Annotated in this window: 22 protein-coding genes and 3 tRNA genes; 6 read left to right on the forward strand and 19 right to left on the reverse strand. The window is 68.0% G+C overall.

Annotated elements, in window-relative coordinates:
• Positions 1-49: 49 nt before the first annotated feature.
• The 5 genes from rpsJ to F572_RS0108225 all read right to left on the reverse strand — a co-directional run bounded on the left by rpsJ (position 50) and on the right by F572_RS0108225 (position 1,973).
• A complete protein-coding gene (gene rpsJ, locus F572_RS0108205) occupies positions 50-361 on the reverse strand; it encodes a 30S ribosomal protein S10 (protein ID WP_017941070.1) in 312 nt (103 codons plus the stop codon).
• Positions 362-366: 5 nt separating this feature from the next.
• Positions 367-1,557: an elongation factor Tu gene (gene tuf, locus F572_RS0108210; RefSeq protein WP_018158434.1), complete on the reverse strand. Its 1,191-nt coding sequence runs from the start codon at positions 1,555-1,557 to the stop codon at positions 367-369.
• Positions 1,558-1,622: 65 nt separating this feature from the next.
• Positions 1,623-1,698: transfer RNA gene (locus F572_RS0108215), tRNA-Thr, on the reverse strand.
• Between the two features lie 59 nt (positions 1,699-1,757).
• Positions 1,758-1,831 (reverse strand) — tRNA-Gly (locus F572_RS0108220).
• 57 nt (positions 1,832-1,888) lie between these two features.
• Positions 1,889-1,973: transfer RNA gene (locus tag F572_RS0108225), tRNA-Tyr, on the reverse strand.
• Between the two features lie 214 nt (positions 1,974-2,187).
• On the opposite strand from F572_RS0108225, the gene pilB reads away from it, so the two are divergent.
• Genes pilB through zapD form a run of 5 tightly spaced genes read left to right on the forward strand, consistent with a single transcriptional unit; the run spans position 2,188 to position 7,502 of the window.
• A complete protein-coding gene (pilB, locus tag F572_RS0108230; protein WP_017942802.1) occupies positions 2,188-3,903 on the forward strand; it encodes a type IV-A pilus assembly ATPase PilB in 1,716 nt (571 codons plus the stop codon).
• Positions 3,904-3,946: 43 nt separating this feature from the next.
• On the forward strand, positions 3,947-5,158 hold the full coding sequence (locus tag F572_RS0108235; RefSeq protein WP_017942801.1) for a type II secretion system F family protein: 1,212 nt from the start codon (positions 3,947-3,949) through the stop codon (positions 5,156-5,158).
• A 3-nt stretch (positions 5,159-5,161) separates the two neighbouring features.
• Positions 5,162-6,025 carry an A24 family peptidase gene (locus tag F572_RS0108240; protein ID WP_017942800.1) on the forward strand — a complete coding sequence of 288 codons (864 nt, stop codon included), beginning with the start codon at positions 5,162-5,164 and terminating at the stop codon, positions 6,023-6,025.
• A gap of 5 nt (positions 6,026-6,030) precedes the next feature.
• Entirely contained in the window at positions 6,031-6,675 is a 645-nt protein-coding gene (gene coaE / locus F572_RS0108245; RefSeq protein ID WP_017942799.1) for a dephospho-CoA kinase, read from the forward strand.
• 56 nt (positions 6,676-6,731) lie between these two features.
• Positions 6,732-7,502, forward strand: a complete 771-nt coding sequence (gene zapD, locus F572_RS0108250) for a cell division protein ZapD (protein ID WP_017942798.1) — start codon at positions 6,732-6,734, stop codon at positions 7,500-7,502.
• A gap of 22 nt (positions 7,503-7,524) precedes the next feature.
• Here the strand turns inward: zapD and F572_RS0108255 are convergent, their stop codons facing one another.
• The 4 genes from F572_RS0108255 to F572_RS0108270 all read right to left on the reverse strand — a co-directional run bounded on the left by F572_RS0108255 (position 7,525) and on the right by F572_RS0108270 (position 13,515).
• Positions 7,525-8,499, reverse strand: a complete 975-nt coding sequence (locus F572_RS0108255) for a Nudix family hydrolase (protein ID WP_018158435.1) — start codon at positions 8,497-8,499, stop codon at positions 7,525-7,527.
• Positions 8,480-9,691, reverse strand: a complete 1,212-nt coding sequence (gene argJ / locus F572_RS0108260; RefSeq protein WP_017942796.1) for a bifunctional glutamate N-acetyltransferase/amino-acid acetyltransferase ArgJ — start codon at positions 9,689-9,691, stop codon at positions 8,480-8,482. The genes F572_RS0108255 and argJ overlap by 20 nt, the downstream gene beginning before the upstream one ends.
• Before the next feature lie 15 nt (positions 9,692-9,706).
• Positions 9,707-12,505 (reverse strand): preprotein translocase subunit SecA, encoded by a 2,799-nt coding sequence (gene secA, locus F572_RS0108265; protein ID WP_017942795.1) that lies wholly within the window; start codon positions 12,503-12,505, stop codon positions 9,707-9,709.
• A gap of 119 nt (positions 12,506-12,624) precedes the next feature.
• Positions 12,625-13,515: a M23 family metallopeptidase gene (locus tag F572_RS0108270; RefSeq protein ID WP_026143132.1), complete on the reverse strand. Its 891-nt coding sequence runs from the start codon at positions 13,513-13,515 to the stop codon at positions 12,625-12,627.
• A gap of 45 nt (positions 13,516-13,560) precedes the next feature.
• On the opposite strand from F572_RS0108270, the gene F572_RS0108275 reads away from it, so the two are divergent.
• Positions 13,561-13,998: a DciA family protein gene (locus tag F572_RS0108275; protein WP_017942793.1), complete on the forward strand. Its 438-nt coding sequence runs from the start codon at positions 13,561-13,563 to the stop codon at positions 13,996-13,998.
• 30 nt (positions 13,999-14,028) lie between these two features.
• On the opposite strand, the gene lpxC is transcribed toward F572_RS0108275, so the two are convergent.
• From lpxC to murD, 10 genes are all read right to left on the reverse strand, one after another.
• Entirely contained in the window at positions 14,029-14,949 is a 921-nt protein-coding gene (gene lpxC / locus F572_RS0108280) for a UDP-3-O-acyl-N-acetylglucosamine deacetylase (RefSeq protein WP_231291125.1), read from the reverse strand.
• A 124-nt stretch (positions 14,950-15,073) separates the two neighbouring features.
• On the reverse strand, positions 15,074-16,231 hold the full coding sequence (gene ftsZ / locus F572_RS0108285) for a cell division protein FtsZ (protein ID WP_017942791.1): 1,158 nt from the start codon (positions 16,229-16,231) through the stop codon (positions 15,074-15,076).
• Between the two features lie 99 nt (positions 16,232-16,330).
• The gene (gene ftsA / locus F572_RS0108290; protein WP_017942790.1) at positions 16,331-17,566 is read right to left on the reverse strand and encodes a cell division protein FtsA; all 1,236 of its coding nucleotides are present in this window, start codon (positions 17,564-17,566) and stop codon (positions 16,331-16,333) included.
• A 23-nt stretch (positions 17,567-17,589) separates the two neighbouring features.
• Positions 17,590-18,312, reverse strand: coding sequence for a cell division protein FtsQ/DivIB (locus tag F572_RS0108295; protein WP_026143131.1), 723 nt, complete (start codon positions 18,310-18,312; stop codon positions 17,590-17,592).
• Between the two features lie 65 nt (positions 18,313-18,377).
• Positions 18,378-19,316: a D-alanine--D-alanine ligase gene (locus F572_RS0108300; RefSeq protein WP_017942788.1), complete on the reverse strand. Its 939-nt coding sequence runs from the start codon at positions 19,314-19,316 to the stop codon at positions 18,378-18,380.
• A complete protein-coding gene (gene murB, locus F572_RS0108305) occupies positions 19,313-20,275 on the reverse strand; it encodes a UDP-N-acetylmuramate dehydrogenase (RefSeq protein WP_017942787.1) in 963 nt (320 codons plus the stop codon). Before murB ends, F572_RS0108300 begins: the two co-directional genes overlap by 4 nt.
• Positions 20,272-21,702, reverse strand: coding sequence for a UDP-N-acetylmuramate--L-alanine ligase (murC, locus tag F572_RS0108310; protein WP_017942786.1), 1,431 nt, complete (start codon positions 21,700-21,702; stop codon positions 20,272-20,274). The genes murB and murC overlap by 4 nt, the downstream gene beginning before the upstream one ends.
• A complete protein-coding gene (gene murG / locus F572_RS0108315; RefSeq protein ID WP_017942785.1) occupies positions 21,699-22,793 on the reverse strand; it encodes an undecaprenyldiphospho-muramoylpentapeptide beta-N-acetylglucosaminyltransferase in 1,095 nt (364 codons plus the stop codon). Before murG ends, murC begins: the two co-directional genes overlap by 4 nt.
• Positions 22,790-23,995 carry a putative lipid II flippase FtsW gene (gene ftsW, locus F572_RS0108320; RefSeq protein ID WP_017942784.1) on the reverse strand — a complete coding sequence of 402 codons (1,206 nt, stop codon included), beginning with the start codon at positions 23,993-23,995 and terminating at the stop codon, positions 22,790-22,792. The genes murG and ftsW overlap by 4 nt, the downstream gene beginning before the upstream one ends.
• On the reverse strand, positions 23,992-25,335 hold the full coding sequence (gene murD, locus F572_RS0108325) for a UDP-N-acetylmuramoyl-L-alanine--D-glutamate ligase (protein WP_017942783.1): 1,344 nt from the start codon (positions 25,333-25,335) through the stop codon (positions 23,992-23,994). The genes ftsW and murD overlap by 4 nt, the downstream gene beginning before the upstream one ends.
• Between the last annotated feature and the right edge of the window lie 4 nt (positions 25,336-25,339).

The raw sequence follows: 25,339 nt of genomic DNA on the forward strand, positions 1-25,339 counted from the left end.
AATTCCGCCGGGCCACGGAAAGCCCAATAGTATGGCAGAAAATTTAACGTTAGTTAAGCCTGATCTGAACATTGACGCCCGCGGCCAGATCGAGCTTCATCAGGGCATCCACGGTCTTGTCGGTCGGATCGAGGATATCCATCAGTCGCTTGTGCGTGCGCAGCTCGTACTGGTCGCGCGCGTCCTTGTTGACGTGCGGGGAGACCAGGACGGTATACGCCTCGCTCTTGGTCGGCAGCGGGATCGGGCCCTTGACCCGGGCACCGGTCCGCTTTGCGGTCTCGACGATTTCGGCCGCGGAACGGTCGATCAGTCGATGATCAAAGGCCTTCAGACGAATTCGAATGCGCTGGTTAGCCATCTGGTTCACTCAATAATCTTGGAGACGACGCCGGCGCCGACGGTGCGGCCGCCTTCGCGGATCGCAAAGCGCAGACCGTCTTCCATCGCGATCGGATTGATCAGGGACACCGTCATCTTCACGTTGTCACCCGGCATCACCATCTCGGTGCCTTCCGGCAGCTCCACCGAACCCGTCACGTCGGTCGTGCGGAAGTAGAACTGCGGACGGTACCCGTTGAAGAACGGCGTATGACGACCGCCCTCTTCCTTGCCCAGGATGTACACCTCGGCTTCGAAGTGCGTGTGCGGGGTGATCGAACCCGGCTTGCACAGCACCTGACCCCGCTGCACGTCGTCACGCTTGGTACCGCGCAGCAGGATGCCGACGTTGTCGCCCGCCTCGCCCTGGTCCAGCAGCTTGCGGAACATCTCGACGCCAGTGACGGTGGTCTTCTGGGTGTCGCGAATGCCGACGATCTCGATTTCCTCGCCGACCTTCACCACGCCCCGCTCGACGCGACCGGTCACCACGGTGCCACGACCGGAGATCGAGAAGACGTCTTCCACCGGCATCAGGAACGCACCGTCCACGGCACGCTCGGGCTCCGGAATCCAGCTGTCCATCGCCTCGACCAGCTTGTAGATCGCCGGGGCGCCCACTTCGCTCTCGTCACCTTCCAGCGCCTTCAGCGCGGAACCGGTCACCACCGGGGTATCGTCACCCGGGAAGTCGTAGGAGGACAGCAGGTCGCGCACTTCCATCTCGACCAGCTCGAGCAGCTCCGGATCGTCGACCATGTCGGCCTTGTTCAGGAACACCACGATGTACGGCACACCCACCTGACGCGCCAGCAGGATGTGCTCGCGGGTCTGCGGCATCGGGCCGTCGGCCGCCGACACCACCAGGATCGCGCCGTCCATCTGCGCCGCACCCGTGATCATGTTCTTCACATAGTCCGCGTGCCCGGGGCAGTCGACGTGCGCATAGTGACGCGTGTCCGACTCGTACTCGACGTGCGCGGTCGCAATCGTAATACCGCGCGCCTTCTCTTCCGGCGCATTGTCGATCTGGTCAAACGCACGGGCCTCGCTGCCGTACTTCTTGCCCAGCACCGCCGTCATCGCCGCCGTCAGCGTCGTTTTCCCATGGTCCACATGACCAATCGTCCCCACATTCACATGCGGCTTCTTACGCTCGAACTTTTCCTTGGACATCTCTCGCTTCCCCGGATCGTGACGCTAAACTCTACAGCGACGCAGGTTGTACGCTGACATTAATATGGAGCTCATGACCGGATTCGAACCGGTGACCTCTTCCTTACCAAGGAAGTGCTCTACCGACTGAGCTACATGAGCCGAACTACATCTGCCGCCAGGGCCTCGGTCGACCTGTCGGCAACAGGACGCACCAGAACTGGAGCGGGTGATGGGAATCGAACCCACATCATCAGCTTGGAAGGCTGAGGTTCTACCATTGAACTACACCCGCAGAACCCTGGCTTGCCTAACCACCGCCCGCTACAGGCCGCTGGCTTGAAAAACCCGATGGTGGAGGGAGGAGGATTCGAACCTCCGAAGGCTGAGCCAGCAGATTTACAGTCTGCCCCCGTTGACCGCTTGGGTATCCCTCCTCGATCAAGCCGCGTATTCTGAACCAGCGCGAAGCGCAGCGTCAAGCACCCTGCGGAATGCACTTCCCGGGATCGCAGCAGCCTTGTCTTCTGCGGGGTTGATTCCTATGATCGGGTGCACAGCAGGGGCGCTCATGGTCCGCCAGCGCGTTTCCCTTCCGCCACGGACGCACGTAGAGTGTGGCCCATCACTGGTTTGTATACGTAGAGGCCCATGGCGAACACCACTACGGCACCGCGGCTACCCGGGCTGGCGAAGCGCCTGGTCGAGGCCGGCCTGATCGCGGAGGACATCGCCTCCCAGCTGGTCGAGGAGGCCCAGTCCCAGCAAACGCCCCTGATGACCCTGCTGGCGACTAAGGGACAGGTTGCCGAGGCACGGTTGGTGGAAGCCGCCGCCGAGGAATTCGGACTGCCGGTGTTCGATCTTGCCAGCTTCGACCCCGAACTGCTGCCCAAGGATCATCTCAACGAGAAGCTGATCCAGAAACACCATGCCCTGCCGCTGATGGTGCGGGGCAATCGGCTCTACATCGCCGTATCCGATCCGACCAACCTCGGGGCCACCGACGAATTCAAGTTCGCCACCGGGATGCCGGTGGAGGCCGTGCTGGTCGAACCGCACAAGCTCGACCGCATGGTCGACAGCGCCCTGAGCGCCGCCTCGTCCCTGATGGACGACCTGGGCGACGACGGCCTGGACAGCCTGGCCATCGAATCGGGCGACGAGGACAAGGAGACCTCGGATACCGCCGAGGGCGCGGACGATGCGCCGGTGGTGCGCTTCGTCAACAAACTCCTGATGGACGCGATCAACCGCAAGGCCTCGGACATCCACCTGGAACCGTTCGAGAAGGATTTCCGCGTGCGCTTCCGCATCGACGGTGTGCTGCACGAGGTCGCCCATCCGCCCAATTCCCTGGCGCCGCGCATCACCGCGCGCGTCAAGGTGATGTCGCGCATGGACATCGCCGAACGCCGCGTACCGCAGGACGGGCGCATCAAGCTGAAGCTCTCTCGCACCCGCGCGATCGACTTCCGTGTCTCGTCGCTGCCGACGCTGTATGGCGAAAAGATCGTGATGCGTATCCTCGATCCCAACAGCGCCTCCATGGGGATCGACCAGCTGGGCTACGAGGAACACCAGAAGGAGGCGTACCTGCAGGCGCTCAGCCGGCCCTACGGCATGATCCTGGTGACCGGCCCGACCGGTTCCGGGAAGACGGTGTCCCTCTACACCGGGCTCGGGATCCTGAATACCGCGGACCGCAACATCTCCACCGCCGAGGACCCGTCCGAAATCAACATGCCGGGGGTCAACCAGGTCAACATCAACCCCAAGGTCGGCCTGACCTTCGCCAGTGCCCTGCGCGCCTTCCTGCGCCAGGATCCGGACGTGATCATGGTCGGGGAAATCCGCGACCTGGAGACCGCCGAGATCGCGATCAAGGCGGCCCAGACCGGTCACCTGGTGCTGTCGACACTGCATACCAACGACGCGCCCCAGACGCTGACACGTCTGGCGAACATGGGCGTGCCGCCGTACAACATCGCCTCCTCCATCCTGTTGATCATCGCCCAGCGCCTGGCGCGCCGGCTGTGCCCGAACTGCAAGGAGCCGGAACAGCTGCCGGAAGAGGTGCTGCGCAAGGAAGGCTTCACCGACGCCGACATCCAGGCCGGCGTGACCGCCTACCGCGCCGTCGGCTGCGACCAGTGCACCAACGGCTACAAGGGCCGCCTGGGGATCTACCAGGTGATGCCGATCAGCGAGGACATGCAGCGCGGGATCCTGGAGGGCTACAACTCCATGCAGCTCGCGGAACAGGCGGAGAAGGAAGGCATCGAGGACCTGCGTCGCGCCGGCCTGATGAAGGTAATGGGGGGGCTGACCAGCCTCGAGGAAGTCAATCGCGTGACCAAGGACTAGTGCCGCTACGGGCACGGGTCACCAGCTACAGGGGGACAGGGGGATGGCCGACTCCGGGACGATCTACACCTGGGAAGGACTGAACAAGAACGGCGACCGGGTCAAGGGCGAGACCCCGGCCGACAACGAGGCCACCGCGCGCGCCGAGCTGCGCAAGAATGGCATCAACGTCGTCAAGATCCGCAAGAAGCCCAAGTCGCTGTTTTCCGGCGGCAACAAGAAGATCGTGCCGGCGGATATTGCCTACTTCCTGCGGCAGATGACCACCATGCTGCAGTCGGGCGTGCCGCTGGTGCAGGCCTTCGAGATCGTCGGCCGCGGGAACGAAAAACCCGCGATGCGCGACCTTGTGCTGAAGCTGAAGGCCGACGTCGAGGGTGGCGAGACCTTCGCCAAGGCCCTGTCCAAGCACCCGCGCCACTTCGACGACCTGGTCATCAATCTGGTCGAGGCCGGGGAACAGGCGGGGACGCTCGAGACCCTGCTGGACAAGATCGCCACCTACAAGGAAAAGACCGAGGCCCTGAAGGCCAAGATCAAGAAGGCCCTGTTCTATCCGGCGGCCGTGGTCGTGGTCGCCATCGTGGTGACCGCGATCCTGCTGATCTACGTGGTCCCGCAGTTCGAGGCCCTGTTCCAGGGCTTCGGCGCCGACCTCCCGGTATTCACCCGCATGGTGGTCGACCTCTCGGAGTTCACCCAGAGCTGGTGGTGGGCCATCCTCGGGGTGCTGATCGCGATCGGCTTCGTCTTCGTGCAGGTCAAGCGGCGCTCGCCACGCTTCGCCCGCTTCCTCGACATCATCATCCTCAAGGCCCCGGCCTTCGGTCCGATCCTGCGCAAGGCCTCGATCGCGCGCTTCGCCCGTACGCTGTCGACCATGTTCTCCGCGGGCGTCCCGCTGGTGGATGCCCTGAGCTCGGTCTCCGGGGCCACCGGCAACGCCGTCTACCGCGAGGCCACCCTGCGCATGCGCGACGAGACCGAGGCCGGCGGCCAGTTGCAGTGGTCCATGCGCAATACCGGCGTGTTCCCCAACATGGTGGTGCAGATGGTCGCGATCGGCGAGGAATCCGGCTCGCTGGACTCGATGCTCGCCAAGGTCGCCGACTTCTACGAGGCCGAGGTCGACAACGCGGTGGACAGCCTGTCCAGCCTGCTGGAACCCCTGATCATGGTGGTCCTTGGCGTACTGGTCGGCGGTCTGGTCATCGCCATGTACCTGCCCATCTTCCAGATGGGTCAGGTGATCTAGGGGATGCTGGCCGAGACCGGGGCCCAACTGGGCAGCTGGGCGCTGCCGATCGCCGGGGTGTTCGGGCTGCTGATCGGCAGCTTCCTGAATGTGGTCATCGCCCGCCTGCCGGTAATGCTGGAGCGCGACTGGGAACGCGAGGCGCACGCGATCCTTGAAACCGAACCCGCTGGCGAACGCGAACGCTTCGACCTGATCCGACCGCGCTCGCGCTGCCCGCAATGCCAGCGCCCGATCCGGGCGCTGGAAAACGTGCCCATCCTCAGCTTCCTGTTCCTGCGTGGGCGCTGCCCCGGCTGCGGCACCCGGATCAGCTGGCAGTACCCCGCGGTCGAGGCCCTGACCGCTCTGCTGTTCGTGGTGACGATCGGGTACCTGGGGCTGGACGCCGCGGGCCTGCTGGCCCTGGTGTTCACCGCGGTTCTGATTGCCGCCGCCGGCATCGATGCCCGCACCACCCTGCTCCCCGACCAGCTCACCCTGCCGCTGCTGTGGCTCGGGCTGCTGGTCAACATCCCCGGCACCTTCACCGACCTGCAGTCGGCCGTGATAGGCGCTGCCGCCGGCTACCTGGTGCTGTGGCTGATCTTCCACGGCTTCCGCCTGCTGACCGGCAAGGAGGGCATGGGCTTCGGCGACTTCAAGCTGCTGGCCGCCCTGGGCGCCTGGCTTGGCTGGCAAGCGTTGCCGGTGATCCTGCTCCTGGCCTCGCTGGTCGGCGCGGTCGTCGGCATCGCCCTGATCCTGCTGCGCGGTCGCGATCGCAACATCCCGATCCCGTTCGGACCCTATCTCGCAGCAGCCGGCTGGCTTGCGCTCATCTGGGGCGACGAGCTGCTGGCCCTCTACTTCCCGCAGGGCCTGTAGACGCCATGCTGCGCGTCGGACTCACCGGGGGCATCGGCTGCGGCAAGAGCCGGGTCGCTGGACTCTTCGCCAGCCACGGCGTCCCGGTGCTCGACGCCGACTCCATCAACCGCGAGCTCCAGACGCCGGGACACGACCTGTACGCCGCCATCGTGGACCGCTTCGGCCCCGGCATCCTGGATGCCCGCGGCCACCTGGACCGCGGTGCGCTGCGCAGCCGGATCTTCGCCGACCCCATGGAACGCCAGGCCCTGGAGGCGCTGGTCCATCCGGCGGTGGAGCAGGCAATCGAGGAACGTCTCGCCGCCCTCTCCGCCGACACACCCTATGCGCTGGTCGTGGTACCCCTGCTGTTCGAGGCCGGCTGGGAGACACGCTTCGATCACGTGATCGTGGTCCACTGCGAGCCCGGCGAACAGGTCGCGCGGGTCACCCAGCGCGACGGCCGCAGCAGCGCCGAGGTGGAGGCCATTCTCGAGGCCCAAATGGATCCCGGGGAACGACGCCTGCACGCGGACAGCGAGATCCGCAATACCGAACAGACGACGGAGGCCGAACTGGCGAACCAGGTAGCAGAACGCGACAACGCGCTGCGTCAGCTGGCCGCGGCCACCGCCTCGCGGGTGGAAATCCGCCCCCCGAATACCTGATACTGCCGGGATTCCCGGGCCATGCACCTACAGCCCTCCTGCCGAACGGGCACGCCGTGAGCCAGACCCTGACCTTCGAACAACCGCTGCACGAACGCGTGCGCCTCCTGCTGCGCCTGGAGGCCCTGAACGCGCGCTTCGCCGATGCCCTGGAGTCCGGCCGGCCGTTCGATCATCACGAGGCGCTGGTCTCGCTGGTCGACATCTACGCCCTGGTGACCCGCGTCGACATCAAGCGCGAACTCATGGGCGAGATTGAACGCCAGACGGTCAACCTGAACCGCCTGGCCAACCAGCCCGGCGTCGATGCCGAGCGTTTCCGCGAGACCATGGACACGCAGAAGCGCCTCCACGATGCGCTGGAGGAGCAGGCCGGCGCCCTCGACCATCGCGTACGCGGCAGCGAATTCTTCTCCAGCGTGCGCCAGCGCATGGCACTCCCGGGCGGGGCCTTCGACTTCGACCTGCCGATCTACCACTACTGGCTGGCGCAGCCCTCACAGGCCCGTAGCGAGCTGCTACTGGAATGGTTTGAACCGCTCAACACCGTGGCCGAGGCGACGGCCCAGGTCCTGCGCTACATGCGCCGCTCGGGAAACGCGGAGCCGGTCACGGCCGAGGACGGGTACTTCGAGCGCCAGTTGGATACCACCCATGCGTGGCAGCTCATCCGGGTCACGGTGGATCCCGACCTCGGCGTCTATCCCGAAATCAGCGGTGGCCGCCAACGCTTCACGGTGCGCTTCTTCGTCCCTGGCGACTTCCGCGAGCGCCCGGCCCCGGCCAGCCGCGACGTGCCCTTCCAGCTCTGCTGCTGCGCGATCTGACGCCACAGCGCTCCTGGCGCGGTCAATCCAGTAACCCGCGGATGGCCGCGATGCCCTGCGCACCGGCCGCACGTGCCGTCGCCAGGTGGCCCGGGGTCATGCCCCCCAGCGCGTAGACGGGGATGCCAGCGCCCCGCACCCAAGCGCCGAACCGATCCCAGCCCAGCGCCTCGGCCCCGGGATGCGTCGCAGTCGGACACACCGGTCCCAGGACCGCGAAATCCAGCCCCAGCGCCGCGGCCCGCTCCAGTCCCTTGCGGTCATGCACCGAGGCGGCCACCCAGCCGCCACAAGCCGGCCGCGCATCCAGCTCGCGCCAGCGCCGCTCCGGCAGATGCAGCCCCACGTCCGGAAACCCCCTCAGCCACTTTGGCGGCGCATTCGCCAGGACCGGGGCCCCCAGGTCCCCGGCCGGCTTCGCGATTGCGGCCAGAAAGTCGCGATAGCCGGACTCGTCCAGTTCGGGTGCCCGCACCTGGACGAGTCCGGCTCGCCCCGCCCGCAGGGCCCGGACCACGCGCTCGGCCACATGTTCGCCCTGCGCCGCATCCGCCGGCGACGGGGTGACAAGATAACGTTCGGGGAGTTGCAGGGCGGTGAGCATGGCGCGATTGGCTGCGGGGAACGCCGCCGCGTCCAGTTCGCCCGGTGCGCGCCACTCCATGGGCTGGCCCTCGCGTGCCCGAGGCACGCCCGACCAGACGGTCACCCGGAACACGTGCAGCCGCACGGTACGCTCCGGGTAGGCATGCTCAATCGTCAGGCATTGCACGGCCGTGACGACCGCAAGCCCCAGCTCCTCCTCCAGCTCCCGCGCCAGCGCGGCCGCTGGCGGCTCGCCGGGGGCCACCTTGCCACCGGGAAACTCCCACAGCCCGGAGAGGTGACGCTCGCCCTCCCGGCGGGTCACCAGCACGCGGCCATCGGGGTCGAAGATCAGGCCGATCGCCACCTCGACCGGGGCAGAAGGTGCCGGCTCAGGACCGGTATTCGGCATTGATGCGCACGTACTCGTGGGAGAAGTCGCAGGTGTACTTGCGGGCCCGGGACTCGCCGCGGCCGAGATCGATCCGGATCAGGATCTCGTCGGCGCCGAAGGCGCGCTGGCCATCCGCCTCGGCGTAGTCCGGCGCGCGCCCACCATCGCGGACGATCTCGACGTCGTTCACACGGATCGCGACGCGCTCGATCACCAGATCCGGCACCCCGGCGCGCCCCACAGCCGCGAGGATCCGGCCCCAGTTGGGATCGGAGGCAAACAGGGCGGTCTTGACCAGGGGCGACAGCGCCACGGTCTCGGCGATCTGCGCCGCCTCCTCGCGGGTCCGGGCACTGGCCACTTCGACGGTCACGAACTTGGTTGCGCCTTCACCGTCGCGGACGATGGCCTGAGCGAGTTCCAGACAGACCGCGTCCAGTGCCGCGGCAAACGCCTCGCGATCGGCGGTAGTGGCCAGACCGGCCCCACTGGCGCCACTGGCCATCACCACGACGGCATCGTTGGTGGAGGTATCACCATCCACCGTGATCGCATTGAAGCTGTCGCGATTGGACTGGCGCAGCAGGCCTTCCAGCTCCGGTGCCGCAATGGCGAGGTCGGTCCCGATGAAGGCCAGCATGGTGGCCATGTCGGGATGGATCATGCCGGAGCCCTTGGCGATCCCGGTCAGCGTCACCTCGCCCTGCGAGAGGGTCACGCGGCGGCTGACACCCTTGAGCACGGTATCGGTCGTCATGATCGCGCGCCCGGCCTGCATCCAGGTGTTGGGGGCCAGACCGGAATGCAGCGCCGGCAAGGCGGCGACGATGCGCTCCACCGCGAGGGGCTCGCCGATGACGCCGGTGGAAAACGGCAGGACGGTCTCTGCCGGACCGCCCGTGACCGCGGCCACCGCATCGCAGCAGGCCCGCGCCGCGGCGAGACCCGGTTCGCCGGTCCCGGCGTTGGCATTGCCGGCGTTGATCAGCAGCCAGCGCGCGGTGCCCCGGGCCTGGTGCTCGGCAGCCACCACCACGGGTGCGGCACGGAAGGCATTGGTGGTGTAGAGCGCCGCGATGGTCGCCTCCGGACCGGCGTCGATCAGGACCAGGTCGTCACGCCCGGCGTAACGGATCCCCGCCGCGGTCGCGGCCAGGCGGATCCCCGGGACCGGTTGCAGCACCTCCGGAGCGGTCAGTCCTACGGCCATGCGGTCCGGACCTCCCTACAGTTTGCCGTGGCAGTGCTTGAACTTCTTGCCCGAGCCGCACCAGCACGGCTCGTTGCGGCCCAGCTTGGGCTCCTCGCGGCGGTACGGCGCCTCGCCACCGGCAACCGGCTCGCGCGCCTCCGCCTCGTCCGCGGCACCGGTCTTCAGCGCGCTGTCGGGGTTCTGGTGCTGGAACTGCAGGTCGTCCTCGGCGGGCGCGGCCTTCTTCGGTTGCAGGGCCTCGACCTCCTCGGGGGAGCGTAGCTGCATACGCAGGAGGAACTTCACGACATCGTGCTTGATGCGTTCCAGCAGGGACTGGAACATCGCGAAGGCTTCCTTCTTGTATTCCTGCTTCGGGTTGCGCTGGGCGTAGCCGCGCAGCCCGATGCCCTGGCGCAGGTAATCCATCGCGGCCAGGTGCTCCTTCCACTGGCTGTCCAGGACCTGGAGCATCACGTCGCGCTGCAGCCGGTTCATGGTCTCGTCACCCAGCTGCTCGCGCTTCCCGGCCAGCATCTCGCGGGCATGGCCGATGATGCGTTCGCGCAGGGGTTCCTCGTGCAGGTCGTCCTCGTCGTCCAGCCACTGCTGCACCGGAAGGTCGAGCCCGAACTCGCCATTCAGGGCCTGCTGCAGGCCTTCGACGTCCCATTCGTCCTCGATTGAGCCTGGCGGGATGTACTGGCTGATCAGGGCATTGACGACATCCTCGACCAGGGTGTCGATGGTCTCGCTGATATCCTCGGTGGTCAGCAGCTCGGCGCGCTGGTCGTAGATCACCCGGCGCTGGTCGTTGGCGACGTCGTCGTATTCGAGGAGCTGCTTGCGGATATCGAAGTTGTGCGCCTCGACCTTGCGCTGGGCGTTCTCGATGGCGCGCGAGACCCAGGCGTTCTCGATTGCCTCGCCCTCCTTCATGCCCAGGCGCTGCATCAGCCCGCGCACCCGCTCGGAGGCGAACACCCGCATCAGGTTGTCTTCCAGCGACAGGAAGAAACGGCTGGAACCCGGGTCACCCTGACGCCCGGAGCGCCCGCGCAATTGGTTGTCGATGCGCCGCGACTCGTGGCGCTCGGACCCGATGATATGCAGGCCGCCGGACTCGATTACGGCATCGTGGCGCTGCTGCCAGTCGGCCCGGATCGCCTCCTGCTGCGCGGTGTCTTCCGGGTCCACCTCGGCCAGCTCGGCATCCAGCGAGCCGCCGAGCACGATGTCCGTGCCGCGACCGGCCATGTTGGTCGCCAGGGTCACCGCCTTGGGGCGGCCGGCCTGGGCGATGATCGCGGCCTCGCGCTCGTGCTGCTTGGCGTTCAGGACCTCGAACGGGATGCCGGTCTTCTTCAACGCGTCTGCGAGGCGCTCGGAGCTCTCCACCGAGGCGGTCCCGACCAGCACCGGCTGGCCGCGATCCACACACCACTGGATCTCCTTGATGATGGCGGTGTACTTCTCTTCCTGGGTCAGGAACACCAGGTCCTGCATGTCGTCGCGCACCAGCGGCTTGTTGCCGGGGATCACGACCACTTCCAGGTCATAGATGGTCTTGAACTCGTAGGCCTCGGTATCCGCGGTACCGGTCATACCGGCGAGCTTGTCGTACAGGCGGAAGTAGTTCTGGAAGGTGATCGACGCCAGCGTCTGGTTCTCGCGCTGGATCGGCACGCCCTCCTTCGCCTCGATCGCCTGGTGCAGCCCCTCGGACCAGCGCCGTCCGGCCATGATGCGGCCCGTGAACTCGTCGATGATCTGCACCTTGTCGTCGCGCACCAGGTAGTCGACATCGCGCTGGAACAGCGCATGGGCGCGCAGGGCCGCGTTCAGGTGATGCAGCACCGCGATGCTCGCGGAGTCGTACAGGGTCTGGTGCTCTTCCAGCAGCCCCGCCTGGCGCAGCAGTTCCTCGGCCTTCTCGTGACCCTCCTCGCTGAGGAAGACCTGCTTGGCCTTCTCGTCGACGAAGTAGTCGCCCTCGCTCTCCTCGTCTTCCTGACGGGTCAGCTGTGGCGGGATGGTGTTCAGGCGTTCATAGAGCTCCGAGCTGTCGCCGCTGGGGCCGGAGATGATCAACGGGGTCCGCGCCTCGTCGATCAGGATGGAGTCGACCTCGTCGACCACCGCGAAATTGAGCGCGCGCTGGACCCTCTGATCGGCCGAGAAGGCCATGTTGTCGCGCAGGTAGTCGAAGCCGAACTCGTTGTTCGTGCCGTAGGTAATGTCCGCGGCATAGGCCTCGCGGCGGGTCACCGGACGCAGGTGGTCGAAGCCCCCTTCCTCGGCCTGGTATTCCGGATCGAAGAGATAGGAGGCGGAGTCCACACCCAGGCCGCCGGAGCTGTTGACCACGCCGACCGAAAGCCCCAGCGCGTGGTACAGGCGTCCCATCCAGGCCGCGTCGCGCCGGGCCAGGTAGTCGTTCACCGTGACCACATGCACGCCGTCGCCGGTCAGGGCGTTGAGATAGGCCGGGAGGGTCGCGACCAGGGTCTTGCCCTCGCCGGTGCGCATCTCGGCGATGCGGCCGTCGTTCAGGACCATGCCGCCGATCAGCTGCACGTCGAAGTGGCGCAGCCCCAGCACCTGGGCGCTCATCGCGCGGCAGACGGCGAAGGCCTCCGGGAGGAGCTTCTCGAGATCCTCGCCCTCGCCGAGGCGGCGCTGGAACTCCTGGGTCTTGTGGCGCAGCTCGTCCCGCGCGAGCGCCTCGGTGGAGTCGGCCAGGGCATTGATGCGCTCCACCGCACGGGTGTAGCGCTTGAGGATGCGATCGTTGCGACTACCGAAGATCTTCTGAACGAGCTGCTTGACCATGGGGATCCGAAAGGGTTGGCTGAAACCCGCCTAGGATAAACGATCCGCCGGGGAAACGCTGTGCCGGGGACGCGGCGAACCCGAATATTCGCCCAGGCGCGGGGTAGCGCTCCGGGTGGTCAGTCGCGATCGGGGAGGAACTGGTAGGGGTTCAGGGCCCGCCCGGCATCCACGACCTCGTAATGCAGGTGGGTATCGGTTGCACGGCCCGTGCGCCCCATCTTCGCGATCACCTCGCCAGCCTCCACACGCTGGCCGGGCTCGACCAGGATCTCGGCGTTGTGGGCGTAGCGGGTATTCAGACCGCCGCCATGGGCGATCTCGACCAGGTTACCGAAGCTGCCGCGACGCCCCGCGAACACCACCAGGCCCCCGCCCGCCGCGCGGATCTCCGAACCGGGCCGCCCCGCAAAGTCCATACCGGAGTGGAACCGGCGGTTGCCGGTGAACGGGTCCTCGCGATAGCCGAACGCGGAGCTGATCCAGGAATCCTCCTCCACCGGACGCTGGCGGGGCAGCAGCGCTTCGCGCGCTGCATCCAGCCGCAGCTCGGTATCAACCGTCTCCACCGCGGCGCTGTGACGCCGCAGCAGATGCTCCAGCGCCAGCAGGCGGTCATGCATTTCCAGCGGCGAATCCGGGTCCTCCAGCAGCGGCCCGCCCTGGCCGCCGGATGCCGGCGCCAGATCGGCCACATCCAGCCCGAGGGAATCCCCCACCGAACGGATGCGCCGGTCGACGCGCGACAGCTGGCGTTCCAGCGTGACGACCCGCTCCACCAGGTGGTTGAGGCCCTCCCGGGCCGCCTCGCGTTCGGCGGTCTCCACGGCCACCGGGTCGAGCGTGCTGGTCACCGGGATCCGAACCACCTCGCGCTGGCTCTGGCCCGCGAAGTAGGCGGCCACGACCGCGACCGCCATCAGCAGCACCAGGACTGCCCCCGCCAGGGCCATGCCCCACAAGGGCAGACGTGCACAAAGGCCGTCCGGACGTAGTACGATCAACTGCATGCGAAACCTCTCGTTCTGCCCGCCCCGCGTCACCAGGATCCCGGGATGACACCGCAGCGGATTACCCGCTTCATCGCCCGCGACTGGTCCGCGCACTCCAGTCGGGACCGCGGCGTGGAGCGCGCCCTCGACGGGCTCGCCGGCACCGCACTGCAGGCCGGACGACTGGCGTTTACCCTGCGCGAGGACACCCTGGTCGCGATCTGCGCGGACCGCGGGCTGGCCACGGAGCTGCGGTTCCAGCAACGCGAACTGCTCAAGACCCTGCGGGCCGCGGGCTTCGAGGGCATCGAGCAGATGCGGATTCGACTGACCCAGACACCCCGCCCACCCGAACCGACCGCCCAGCTGGAACGCCGCGAGATCCCCGATTCGGCCCGCCGGATCCTCACCGATACCGCGAACCGCATCCAGGACCCCGGGCTGGCCCGCGCCCTGGAGCGTCTCGCCCGCGCGGCGGCGGAGTCACCGGAACAGGATTGAGCCCGCCCCGGAGGACAACCGCGCCGGGGCTCAGCCCGCCGGAGTCGGCGCCAGCTGACCGAAGGAGATCGGCAGGCGCTCGTTCGGGTCCTCGAAAGTGACCTTCTCCCAGGCCGTCTCGTCGGCCGCGAGCTGCCGGATCAACTGATTGTTGAGCGCATGCCCGGACTTGTGACCGGTGAATGCGCCGATCAGGCTGTGGCCCAGCAGGTACAGGTCCCCGACCACGTCGAGGATCTTGTGCTTGACCAGCTCGTTGTCGTAGCGCAGCCCATTCTCGTTGAGAATCTTGTAATCATCGAGCACGACCGCGTTGTCGAGGCTGCCGCCCAGCGCCAGCTGGTTTGCCCGCAGGGCCTCGATGTCACGCATGAACCCGAAGGTACGGGCACGCGAGACCTCCTTGACGAAGGAGGTGGACGAGAAGTCCAGCTCGGCACGCTGACTTCCGTCGGTAAACATGGGGTGTTCGAAGTCGATACAGAAACCGACCTTGAACCCCTCGTAGGGATCGAAGCGCACCCATTTGTCGTCCTCGCGGACTTCCACGCTGCGCTTGATCCGAATGAATTCCTTGGGCGCGTCCTGTTCCTTAAGCCCGGCGGACTGCAACAGAAACACGAAGGGACCGGCACTGCCGTCCATGATGGGCACCTCGGCGGCACTCACATCGACGTGCAGATTGTCGATACCCAGCCCGGCTATGGCCGAGAGCAGATGCTCCACGGTCGATACCCGAACATCGCCGTTGACCAGCGTGGTGGAGAGCCGCGTGTCGCCGACATTGTCGGCACAGGCGCGAATCTCGACGGACGGATCAAGGTCGCAGCGATGGAACACAATCCCGGTGTTCACCGGGGCCGGCCGCAGGGTCAGCACTACCTTCTCTCCGGTATGCAGTCCTACCCCGGTCGCCCGAATGCTGTTCTTGAGCGTTCTTTGCCTGATCAACGAATTGAGCCTCTCTCTTCCAGGAGAGCGCATAAGAGGAACCCGGGCCCTCCCGGGCTCCTCATGCACACAACGATTGCCGCATTATTGCAGGATTCCGCTCGTCCTGCACATGGGGCGGTTGTCAATCCGCCTGTTTGCGCAGGAAGGCCGGAATATCCAGCACATCAATGCCTTGCTGCTGGTTATAGTCGACCGCCAGATTGTCGCCGCCGCGGCGCTTGACGGTCGGCTGATCGAGGTCGACTTCGACGTCGGAACCGACGGCCTTCTTCGGCTGGGCATCGACCACCCGAACCTGCGGACGCTCCGACTGCGAGGCCGGCGCACCCAGGCCGGTGGCGACCAGGGTCACCCGCAGCTCGTCGGTCATCTCCGGATCGATCACCGTACCGACCACCACGTTGGCGTCTTCCGAGGCCAGTGCCTTCACGGCCTCGCCGACTTCCTCGAACTCGCCGATCCCGACGTCCATGCCGCCGGTAACGTTCACCAGGATGCCGCGCGCACCGGAGATATCGATATCCTCCAGCAGCGGGCTGGCAATCGCGGCCTCGGCCGCCTCGCGGGCACGATCCTCGCCGGAGCCGGAGCCGGTCCCCATCATCGCCATGCCCATCTCGCGCATCACGTTGCGCACGTCGGCGAAGTCAACGTTGATCAGGCCCGGACGGGTGATGAGCTCGGCAATCCCCTGCACGGCGCCGAACAGCACATCGTTGGCCGCCTTGAAGGCATCCAGCAACGTGGTGTTCTTGCCCAGCACCGTCAGCAGCTTCTCGTTGGGGATGGTGATCAGCGAGTCGACCTGTTCGGTCAACGCCTTGATCCCGGACATCGCGACCTGCATGCGGCGCTTGCCCTCGAACGGGAACGGCTTGGTGACCACCGCGACCGTCAGGATGTTCATCTCCTTGGCGATCTGCGCCACCACTGGCGCGGCGCCGGTACCCGTGCCACCACCCATGCCGGCGGTGATGAAGACCATGTCGGCCCCCTGCAGCAGGTCCTGGATGCGTTCGCGGTCCTCCAGCGCCGCCTCGCGGCCCACCGACGGATCGGCCCCGGCTCCCAGGCCCTTGGTGATGTCGCCGCCCAGCTGCAGCAGCGTCTTGGAATCCAGGCTCTTCAGGGCCTGGGCATCGGTATTGGCGCAGATGAAGTCCACGCCCTCCAGTTGCGAGTTGACCATGTGCTGCACGGCGTTGCCGCCGCCGCCCCCGACGCCGACGACCTTGATCGTCGCGTTCTGGCTATAGGTATCCATCAGTTCGAACGTCATGAGTGCGTCCTCTCGTTGCGTGTGTAGTACAAGACTTCTGTTTGCCTGCGTCATGGCCGGAGAGCGGTCCGGCCTCCTAAACTTCCGGGGTCCCGATCATCAGAACTGCCCGGAAAACCAGCGCTTCATGCGCGCCCATACACCCTGAAACCCGCTGCTCACGGGCCGGGCCTCCTGCTCCGCACGCGACTCGCGGGCGTAGAGCAACAGCCCCACCCCCGTCGCGTGGATCGGATTCTTCACAACATCCAGGAGCCCGGTGACGCGTTGCGGCACCCCCAGGCGTACGGGCATGTGAAAGACCTCTTCGGCGAGGTCCACCACACCTTCCATTCGGGACGAGCCGCCGGTGAGCACGACCCCGGCGGCGATCATTTCCTCGGTGCCGCTGCGGCGCAGTTCCGCCTGCACCAGCTGCAGCAGTTCCTCGTAGCGCGGCTCGACCACGGAGGCGAGCGTCTGGCGCGACAACCTGCGCGCGGCACGATCACCAACGCCGGGCACCTCGATGCTCTCGCCCGGGTCGGCCAGGGAGCGCAGCGCGCAGGCGTACTTGATCTTGAGTTCGTCGGCGTACTGGGTCGGGGTGCGTAGCGCCACCGCGATGTCGTTGGTGACCTGATCGCCGGCGATCGGGATGACCGCGGTGTGCATGATCGCGCCATGGGCGAACACCGCGATGTCGGTGGTGCCACCGCCGACATCCACCAGGCACACGCCCAGGTCCTTCTCGTCTTCGCTCAACACGGAATAGCTGGAGGCGAGCTGCTCGAGGATGATGTCGTCGACCCGCAGCCCGCAGCGTTCCACGCACTTGACGATGTTCTGCGCGGCCGAGACCGCGCCGGTGACCAGGTGCACCTTGGCCTCGAGCCGCACCCCGGACATCCCGATCGGCTCGCGGATGCCCTCCTGCTCGTCGATGATGTATTCCTGCGGCAGCACATGAAGGATGCGCTGATCGGCCGGGATGGCGATGGCGCGCGCGGCGTCGATCACGCGGTCAACGTCGCCGGCGACCACCTCGCCGTCCTTGATCGCGACCACGCCGGTGGAGTTGTAGCTCTTGATGTGCGAGCCAGCGATCCCGGTGTAGACCGAGTGGATCTCGCAGCCGGCCATCAGCTCGGCCTCCTCCACCGCGCGCTGGATCGACTGGACGGTGGACTCGATGTTCACCACCACGCCCTTCTTCAGCCCGCGCGAGGGCGAGGAGCCGATGCCGATAATCTCGATCTCGCCTTCCTCGGTCAGCTCCCCGACCACCGCCTCGATCTTCGAGGTCCCGACGTCCAGGCCGACGATCAGACCGGGTTCCGACTTCTTTGCCATCATCTTTCTGCGTCCTGTCGTTCGTGTCATCGGGCGTTCCCCGCACCGTCATCCGCTGCTTCCGCCCAGGCCACCGCAAGCCCGTGCGGATAACGCAGGTCGATCCGCTCCACCGGCGCGTCGCGGTAGTCGCGAATCGCCGGCACCGCGCGGACCAACTGGCCCAGCCGGGCCAGGTTCGCGTCACGCCCCATCAGCACGCGCACGCCGTCGGCGAGATGGATGGTCCAGTCGTGGCGCTCGCCCTCCTGCAACCCGGCCACCTCCAGCCCGGCATCGGCCAGCCGCGCGGAAACCTCGAGGTAGCGATGCATCAGCACCACCTGACGCCCGTCGGGTCCGGCGAGGGCTGGCAGGCCTTTCCACTCCTCCAGCGCCACCGGCCCGAACAGCCGGCCGTGGCGGTCGACCAGGTGATCGTCGCCCCACTGCGCGACCGGCACCGGCTCGCGGATCTCTACCACCAGCGTGTCCGGCCACTGGCGCCGCAGGCGGACGGCGTCGACCCAGGGTTGCGCCTCCAGCGCCGTGCGCAGACGGTCCAGCTCGACCCCGACAAAGCCCGGGGCATGGGCCTGCGCGACCTCGCGCACGGCCGCCACGTCCGCATGCTGCGGGTTGCCGGTGATCTCGATGTGCTCGATCGGCAGCCACGCATCCGGGTCGAACTGCAGCCAGGCCAGCGAGCCCAGCACCAGCACCCCGGCCAGGCCCATGCCCGCCATCAGGCGCAGCCCCGGCCCGGCCAGTCGGCGCAGGGGCGACGGCCCCTGCGGCTGCGGGCGCCGCGCGGGCCGCGTTGTACGGCGTGCGTTCAACGCAGCCCCCCACACTCGAAGCTGGAATCGAGGATGCGCAGGCACAATTCGTCGAAGTCGATCCCGGCCTGCGCCGCCGCCTTGGGGACCAGGGAGTGATCGGTCATGCCCGGGATGGTGTTCACCTCGATCAGGAAGTTCTCGCCGTGCTCGTCCTGCAGGATGTCGACCCGGCCCCAGCCGCAGCCCTCCAGCGTCGCGAAGGCCGCGATCGCCAGTGACTGAAGTTCCATCAGCGCGCTGGAATCCAGCGGCGGCGGGCAGATGTAGCCGGTGTCGTCGGCCTCGTACTTTGCGTGGTAGTCGTAGAAGCCACCGGGGGTGCGGATCTCGACCACCGGCAGCGGCTCGTTGCCCAGAATCGCTACGGTGTACTCGCGCCCGCTGATCCACTGCTCCGCGAAGACCTGCCCCGGCTGCAACCGTGCGGCCTCGAACGCCGCCGGCAGGTCGGCTACGCGATCCACGCGGGTGATCCCCAGGCTGGAACCCCCGCGCGCCGGCTTTACGATCAGCGGCAGGCCCAGGGCCTCGGCCACCGCCTCGGGGTCAAATCCCGGGGTCAGCAGGCGATAGGGGGCGCTCGGCAGATTGCTGCCCGCCCACAGCCGCTTGCAGGCCAGCTTGTCCATGCCCAGGGCCGAACCCAGCACCCCGGTGCCGGTGTAGGGCATGCCCGCCATGTCCAGGCAGCCCTGAAGGGTGCCGTCCTCGCCGCACTCGCCATGGAGCACGATGAAGACGCGGTCAAAGCCCTCCAGGGCCAGGCATCGGGCATTCTCGCGAGTCAGGTCCAGCGGATGGGCATCCACCCCCTGGCGCTGCAAGGCCGCCAGCACGGCCTGGCCACTGTGCAGCGAGACCTCGCGCTCGCCAGACCACCCGCCCATCAGGACCGCGACCCGGCCATAGTCTTGTGCGCTTCGCTTGCTCATGCCGTTCCCTCGCTTGTCTCGTTCGCACCCGCGGGGCGCCCCAGGATTCGCACCTCCGGCTCCAGCTGTACCCCGAACTGCCGCTGCACCTCGTCCTGGGCATGGCGCAGCAGCCACTCGATATCGGCGGCCCGGGCGGTCCCGTCGTGGGTGATGAAATTCGCGTGCTTGGGCGAAATCTCCGCGCCCCCGTGACGCAGGCCCTTCAGGCCCGCCGCCTCGACCAGGCGCGCAGCGTGGTCGCCCTCCGGGTTGCGGAAGACCGAGCCGCAGGACGGCAGCCCGAGGGGCTGCTTGGCGGAGCGCTCGCGCAGCAGCTCGCGGATACGCCGGGTACCGACGTCGGGGTCGCCGGCGGCCAGCCGCAGCACGCAGCCGGTAAACCATTCGCCCTCGGGCCCGCGCACACTGCGATAGCCGATCGCGTACGCCCCGGGCGTACGGGTATGCAGCTCGCCGCGGGCATCCACCGTGGCGACGGACTCGACCAGCGGCCAGATCTCGCCGCCCCAGGCACCGGCGTTCATCGCCAGCGCACCGCCCACCGTCCCCGGAATGCCGGCCAGGAACTCGGCCCCGACCAGCCCCTCGCGGGCGCCGAAGCGCGCCGCCTGGGCACAGGCCAGCCCGGCCCCCAGCAACAACCGGTCGCCATCCAGTCGGCGGCGTTCGTTCAGCACCCCGGACAGGTGCACCACCAGTCCCTCCAGACCGCCGTCGCGAATCAGCACGTTGCTGCCCAGACCGAGGAAGGTCACCGGCATCTCGGGGGCATGGACGGCGTGATCGCGCAGCGCCGCGACCAGGTCGTCGAGGTCCGCGGGCTGGAACAGCCAGTCGGCCGGGCCACCCACGCGCCACGACGTCAACCCGGCCAGCGGCACCTGCGTCTGCAGCCTGCCAAGCGGCTCCCGGGCGAACGGGGTCGCCATCGCGTCCACCTCGCGGGCCGCCATCATGTGTCCCCCTCGCCGGTATCGGCCAGCTGCTGCGGGAGCAGCCCCGCCAGGCGGCCAATGTCGCCGGCCCCCTGAGCAATCACCACGTCATCGGAGCGCAGCATGCCCCGCAGCACGTCGACCACGTCCTCGGCATGCTCGACGAACACCGGCTCGACCTGCCCGCGCAAACGGATGGCGCGCGCCAGGCTGCGTCCGTCGGCGCTGGGGACCGGCTCCTCCCCAGCGGCATAGACCTCCAGCAGGATCAGCACGTCGGTCTCGGACAGCGCCTCGACGAAGTCCTCGAACAGGTCGCGCGTCCGGGTGTAGCGATGCGGCTGGAAGATGGTGATGCGCCGCCGCTCCGGCCAGGCATCGCGCGCGGCCGCCTGGGTCGCGGCGATCTCGCGCGGGTGATGGCCGTAGTCGTCGACCAGGGTCACCGGGCCGCTGGGCGCCTGCCAGGACTGCACCTGGAAGCGCCGGCCAATCCCCTGGAAGCGCTCCAGCGCGGCCTGGATGGCGGCCGGGGCCACCTCCAGCTCATGGGCCACGGCGGCGGCCGCCAGCGCATTCAGCACGTTGTGGCGCCCCGGCAGGTTCAGGGTCACCGCAAACGCCTCCTGGCCCGGCAGGGCCAGATCGAAGTACATGCGCACGCCTTCCTGGCGCACGTTCAGCGCGCGCACGTCGGCCGACTGCTCGATGCCGTAGGTCAGGCGCGGGCGTTCCAGTTCCGGGTACAGGTCGCGCACCTGCGGGTCGTCGGCGCACAGCACGGCGATGCCGTAGAACGGCAGGTGATGCAGGAACTCCAGGAACGTCGCGCGCAGCTTGCCGAAGTCGTTGCCATAGGTCCCCAGGTGATCGGCATCGATGTTGGTCACGATGCTGATCATCGGCTGCAGGTGCAGGAACGACGCGTCGCTCTCGTCGGCCTCGGCCACCAGATAATCCCCGGCCCCCAGGTTCGAATGACTGGCCGTGCTGTTCAGGCGCCCGCCGATCACGAAGGTCGGGTCCATGCCCGCTTCCGCCAGCACGCTGGCGACCAGGCTCGTGGTCGTGGTCTTGCCGTGGGTCCCCGCCACGGCGATGCCGTAACGGAAACGCATCAGCTCGGCCAGCATTTCCGCGCGGCGCACGATCGGGATGCCGCGGCGCCGGGCTTCCTGCACCTCGGGGTTGGAGGGGTTGATCGCGCTGGACACCACCAGCACGTCCGCCTCCGCGACGTTCGCCTCGGTGTGGGCCTCCACCACCGGGATGCCCATGCCCTTCAGGCGCTCGACCATCGCCGACTGTCCGAGATCGGAACCCGACACCTGATAGCCGAGCTGGTGCAGGACCTCGGCGATCCCGCTCATGCCGGAACCCCCGATCCCGACGCAGTGGATGCGGCGAATGCGGCGCATGGCGTGACGTGGCAGGCGCGTGGCACTCATGACGACCCCTCCGGGCGGGCACCCGCCATCTCCATGCAGGCATCCGCCAGCCGCTGCACGGTGTCCGGGCAGGCCTGCTCGCGCGCCAGTGCGGCGCGTCCGCGCAAGGTCTCGCGGTCCAGCGGTGCCATCAGTTCGAAGATGCGTTCGGCACTCAGTTCGGCATCCGCGATGCGCCAGGCCGCACCGGAGCGAACCAGGGCCTCGGCGTTCGCGGTCTGGTGGTCGTCCACCGCATGCGGATAGGGGACGAAGATCGCCGGCACCCCGGCGGCGGCCACCTCGGCCACGGTCAGGGCCCCGGCCCGGCAGATCACCAGGTCGGCCCAGGCATAGGCCGCGGCCATGTCCTCGATGAACGCGCTGATCTCGGCCTCCAGACCCGCCTCGGCGTAGGCCGCCCGCGCCTCCTCCAGGGTGCGCTCGCCGGCCTGGTGGCGGATGTTCAGCGGCTGCTGCTGCGCGACCCTGGCGAGGCCCGCGGGCAGCGTGCGATTGAGCGAACGGGCGCCCAGGCTGCCGCCCAGGATCAGGATATTCAGCGGGCCGTCGCGCTCGTCGAAGCGCGCCTCCGGGGCCGGCAGGGCGGAAATCCGGGCGCGCACCGGGTTGCCCACCACCGTGACCGCGACCCGCTCGGGGAAGCTGTGCTCGAAGCCGGAATACACCCGGTCCGCCACCTTCGCCAGCCAGCGGTTGGTCAGGCCGGCCACCGCGTTCTGTTCGTGGATCGCCAGCGGACGCCCCAGGGCGGCCGCCATCAAGCCGCCGGGCCCGGCCGCGAAGCCGCCGAAGCCGATCACCGCGTCCGGACGCAGGCGGGTCATCAGGCCCAGGGCCGCCCACAGGGAAATCCCCAGCCGCCAGGGGGCGAGGGCCAGTCCGATCAGGCCCTTGCCACGGATCCCGGCGATCGGGAGGGTTGTCAGTTCGATGCCGGATTCCGGTACCAGGCGTGCCTCCACACCGCGGGCGGTGCCCAGCCAGCGCACCTCGGCGCCGCGGGACCGCAGCGCCTCCGCCACCGCCAGCCCCGGGAATACGTGGCCGCCGGTGCCACCGGCCATGATCAGGATACGCGGGGCACTCATGCCGCACCTCCGCGCCGACGGCGGGACGGGGACGCCACCCTCGGTGCCGGGACCTGCGCCTCGCGGTAGACGCGCATCACCAGACCGATCGCCGCCAGGGAGACGATCAGGGAGCTGCCCCCGTAACTGAGAAACGGCAGGGTCAGGCCCTTGGTCGGCAGCAGGCCCATGTTCACCGCCAGATTCAGGAATGCCTGCAGGCCCATCCAGATGGCCACACCGAAGGCCAGGTGGGAGCCGAAGGCATGCCCGGCGCGTTCCGCGTACAACCCGATCCGGATGCAGCGCCAGACCAGCACGCCGAACAGCGCGATCAGCGCCACGACACCGACGAAGCCGAACTCCTCGGCAAAGACGGCGAACAGGAAGTCGTTGTGCGCCTCCGGCAGGTAGAACAGCTTCTGCACGCTGTTGCCAAGCCCCGCGCCGAACCAGCCGCCGGATCCGATCGCGATCAGCGACTGGGTCAGCTGGAAGCCGGTAGCGAACGGGTCCTGCCAGGGGTCGAGGAAGGCGGTCAGGCGCGCGACACGATAGGGCGCGGCGACCGCGACCACCGCCATGCCGATCGCGATCGTCGCGCCCAGCGCGGCGAACTGCCACAGCTTGGCGCCGGCAAGGAACAGCATGCCCATGCCGATCGCCAGCATGATCGCCGCGCCGCCGAAGTCCGGCTGCAGAAGCAGCAGGATGGTGCCCACCCCGAGCACGATCAGGGGACGGATGAAGCCGAGGAAGTGCAGGCGCAGCGTCGAGTAGTGGCGCACGATGTAGCCGGCGAGGTACATCACCACCAGCAGCTTCACCAGCTCCGCGACCTGCAGGTTGAACATCCCCAGCGGGATCCAGCGGGTCGCGCCGTTGACCGTGCGGCCGACCCCCGGGATCAGCACCGCGACCAGCAGCACCATCACCAGGATCAGCAGCCAGGGCCCCGCGCGTTCCCAGCGGGCCAGCGGCACCGACCACAGAAAGGTCGCGAGCGCCAGGCCGATCGCGGCGAAGATCACCTGGCGCTGGAAGAAGTGCCAGGTATTGCCAAAGTAGCGTTCCCCCAGCCCCATGGAGGCGGACGCGACCATCACCAGGCCGATACCCAGCAAGGTGGCCGCGACCGCCAGCAGGGGCAGATCGACGTGGTCGCGCAGGCCGGCGACCAGGCCACGATCCGGGAGTCCGAGGCGGGTGCTGGAGACACTCATGCCGCCAGCTCCCGCACCGCGCGCGCGAAGTCGTCGCCGCGCGCCTGGTAGTTCGCGTACATGTCCAGGCTGGCACAGCCCGGCGACAGCAGGACCGTGTCACCGGGCTCCGCCCAGGCCGCGGCCTGGGCCACTGCAGAGGCCATGTCGTCCACCCGCTGGACCGGGACCACCGAGGCCAGGGCCCGCGCGATCGCGGGGGCATCCTCGCCCAGCAGCACCACCCCGCGCACCTTGCCCGGGATGTAATCGGCCAGCGGCGCGAAGTCCTGCCCCTTGCCCTGCCCGCCGGCAATCAGCACCAGCGGGCCCGGGGTGCCGCGCAGCGCCGCCAGGGTCGCGCCGACATTGGTGCCCTTGGAGTCGTTGATGTAGTCGACCCCGCCCACCTCGGCAATCCACTGCGAGCGATGCGGCAGGCCGGCGAACTCGGCCAGGGCCGCCAGCGCGCGGGCGCGCGGCTCGCCGGCATCGATCCAGGGCCAGGCCAGGGCCAGGGCGGCCAGGGCGTTGGCCCAGTTGTGCTGTCCACGCAGGCGCAGGCGCTGGGCAGCGAGCAGGACCTCGTCGCCCCGCACCAGGTCCGGCCCGTCCTCGCGGGCAGGGCGCACGCCGAAGTCCGCCGCGCCCGGCGGGGCATCGAGACCGAAGGAGATCACCTTGAGACTCTCCGGCAGCGCGATCTCGCGCAGCCAGGCGTCCTCGCGGTTCAGCACCCCGCGTTCGGCGCGATCCAGGATGCGCGCCTTGGCCCGCACGTAGGCGTCCAGATCGGCGTAGCGGTCCAGGTGATCCGGCGAGATGTTCAGGATGGCTGCAGCCGCCGGGGCCAGGGTGTCGCTGCGCTCCAGCTGGAAGCTCGACAGCTCCAGCACGTACAGCTCGGGCGCGGCGTCCAGCAGCTCCAGCGCCGGGGTACCGTAGTTGCCCCCGATCGCGACCTGCCAGCCGGCGGCGCGAAGCAGCTCGCCGACCAGCGCGGTCACCGTGCTCTTGCCATTGGAGCCGGTGATCGCGATTACCGGGGCCGTCGCCTGCTCGGCGAACAGGTCGATATCGCCGGTCAGACGGGCGCCCGCCGCACGGGCCTGCTGCAGGACCGGATGCTCCAGGGCCACGCCGGGCGAGACGATAATGCGGGCGAAGCCCGTGGCATCGAGCGTGTCCAGCGGGCCGGCCCAGGCATCCTGCAGCCACGGCTCGCCCGAATCCAGGGCAGCCGGGGCCGCCCGGGTATCGGTCAGCGCGAACGGCAGACCCCGTGCACGCAGGAAGCGGGCCACCGACAGTCCGGTTGCCCCCAGTCCCACGATCAGGTTGTCGCCGTTGGATTGAGTCATGGGA

The sequence above is a fragment of the Thioalkalivibrio sp. ALE14 genome, assembly GCF_000376845.1.
Lineage (GTDB): Bacteria > Pseudomonadota > Gammaproteobacteria > Ectothiorhodospirales > Ectothiorhodospiraceae > Thioalkalivibrio.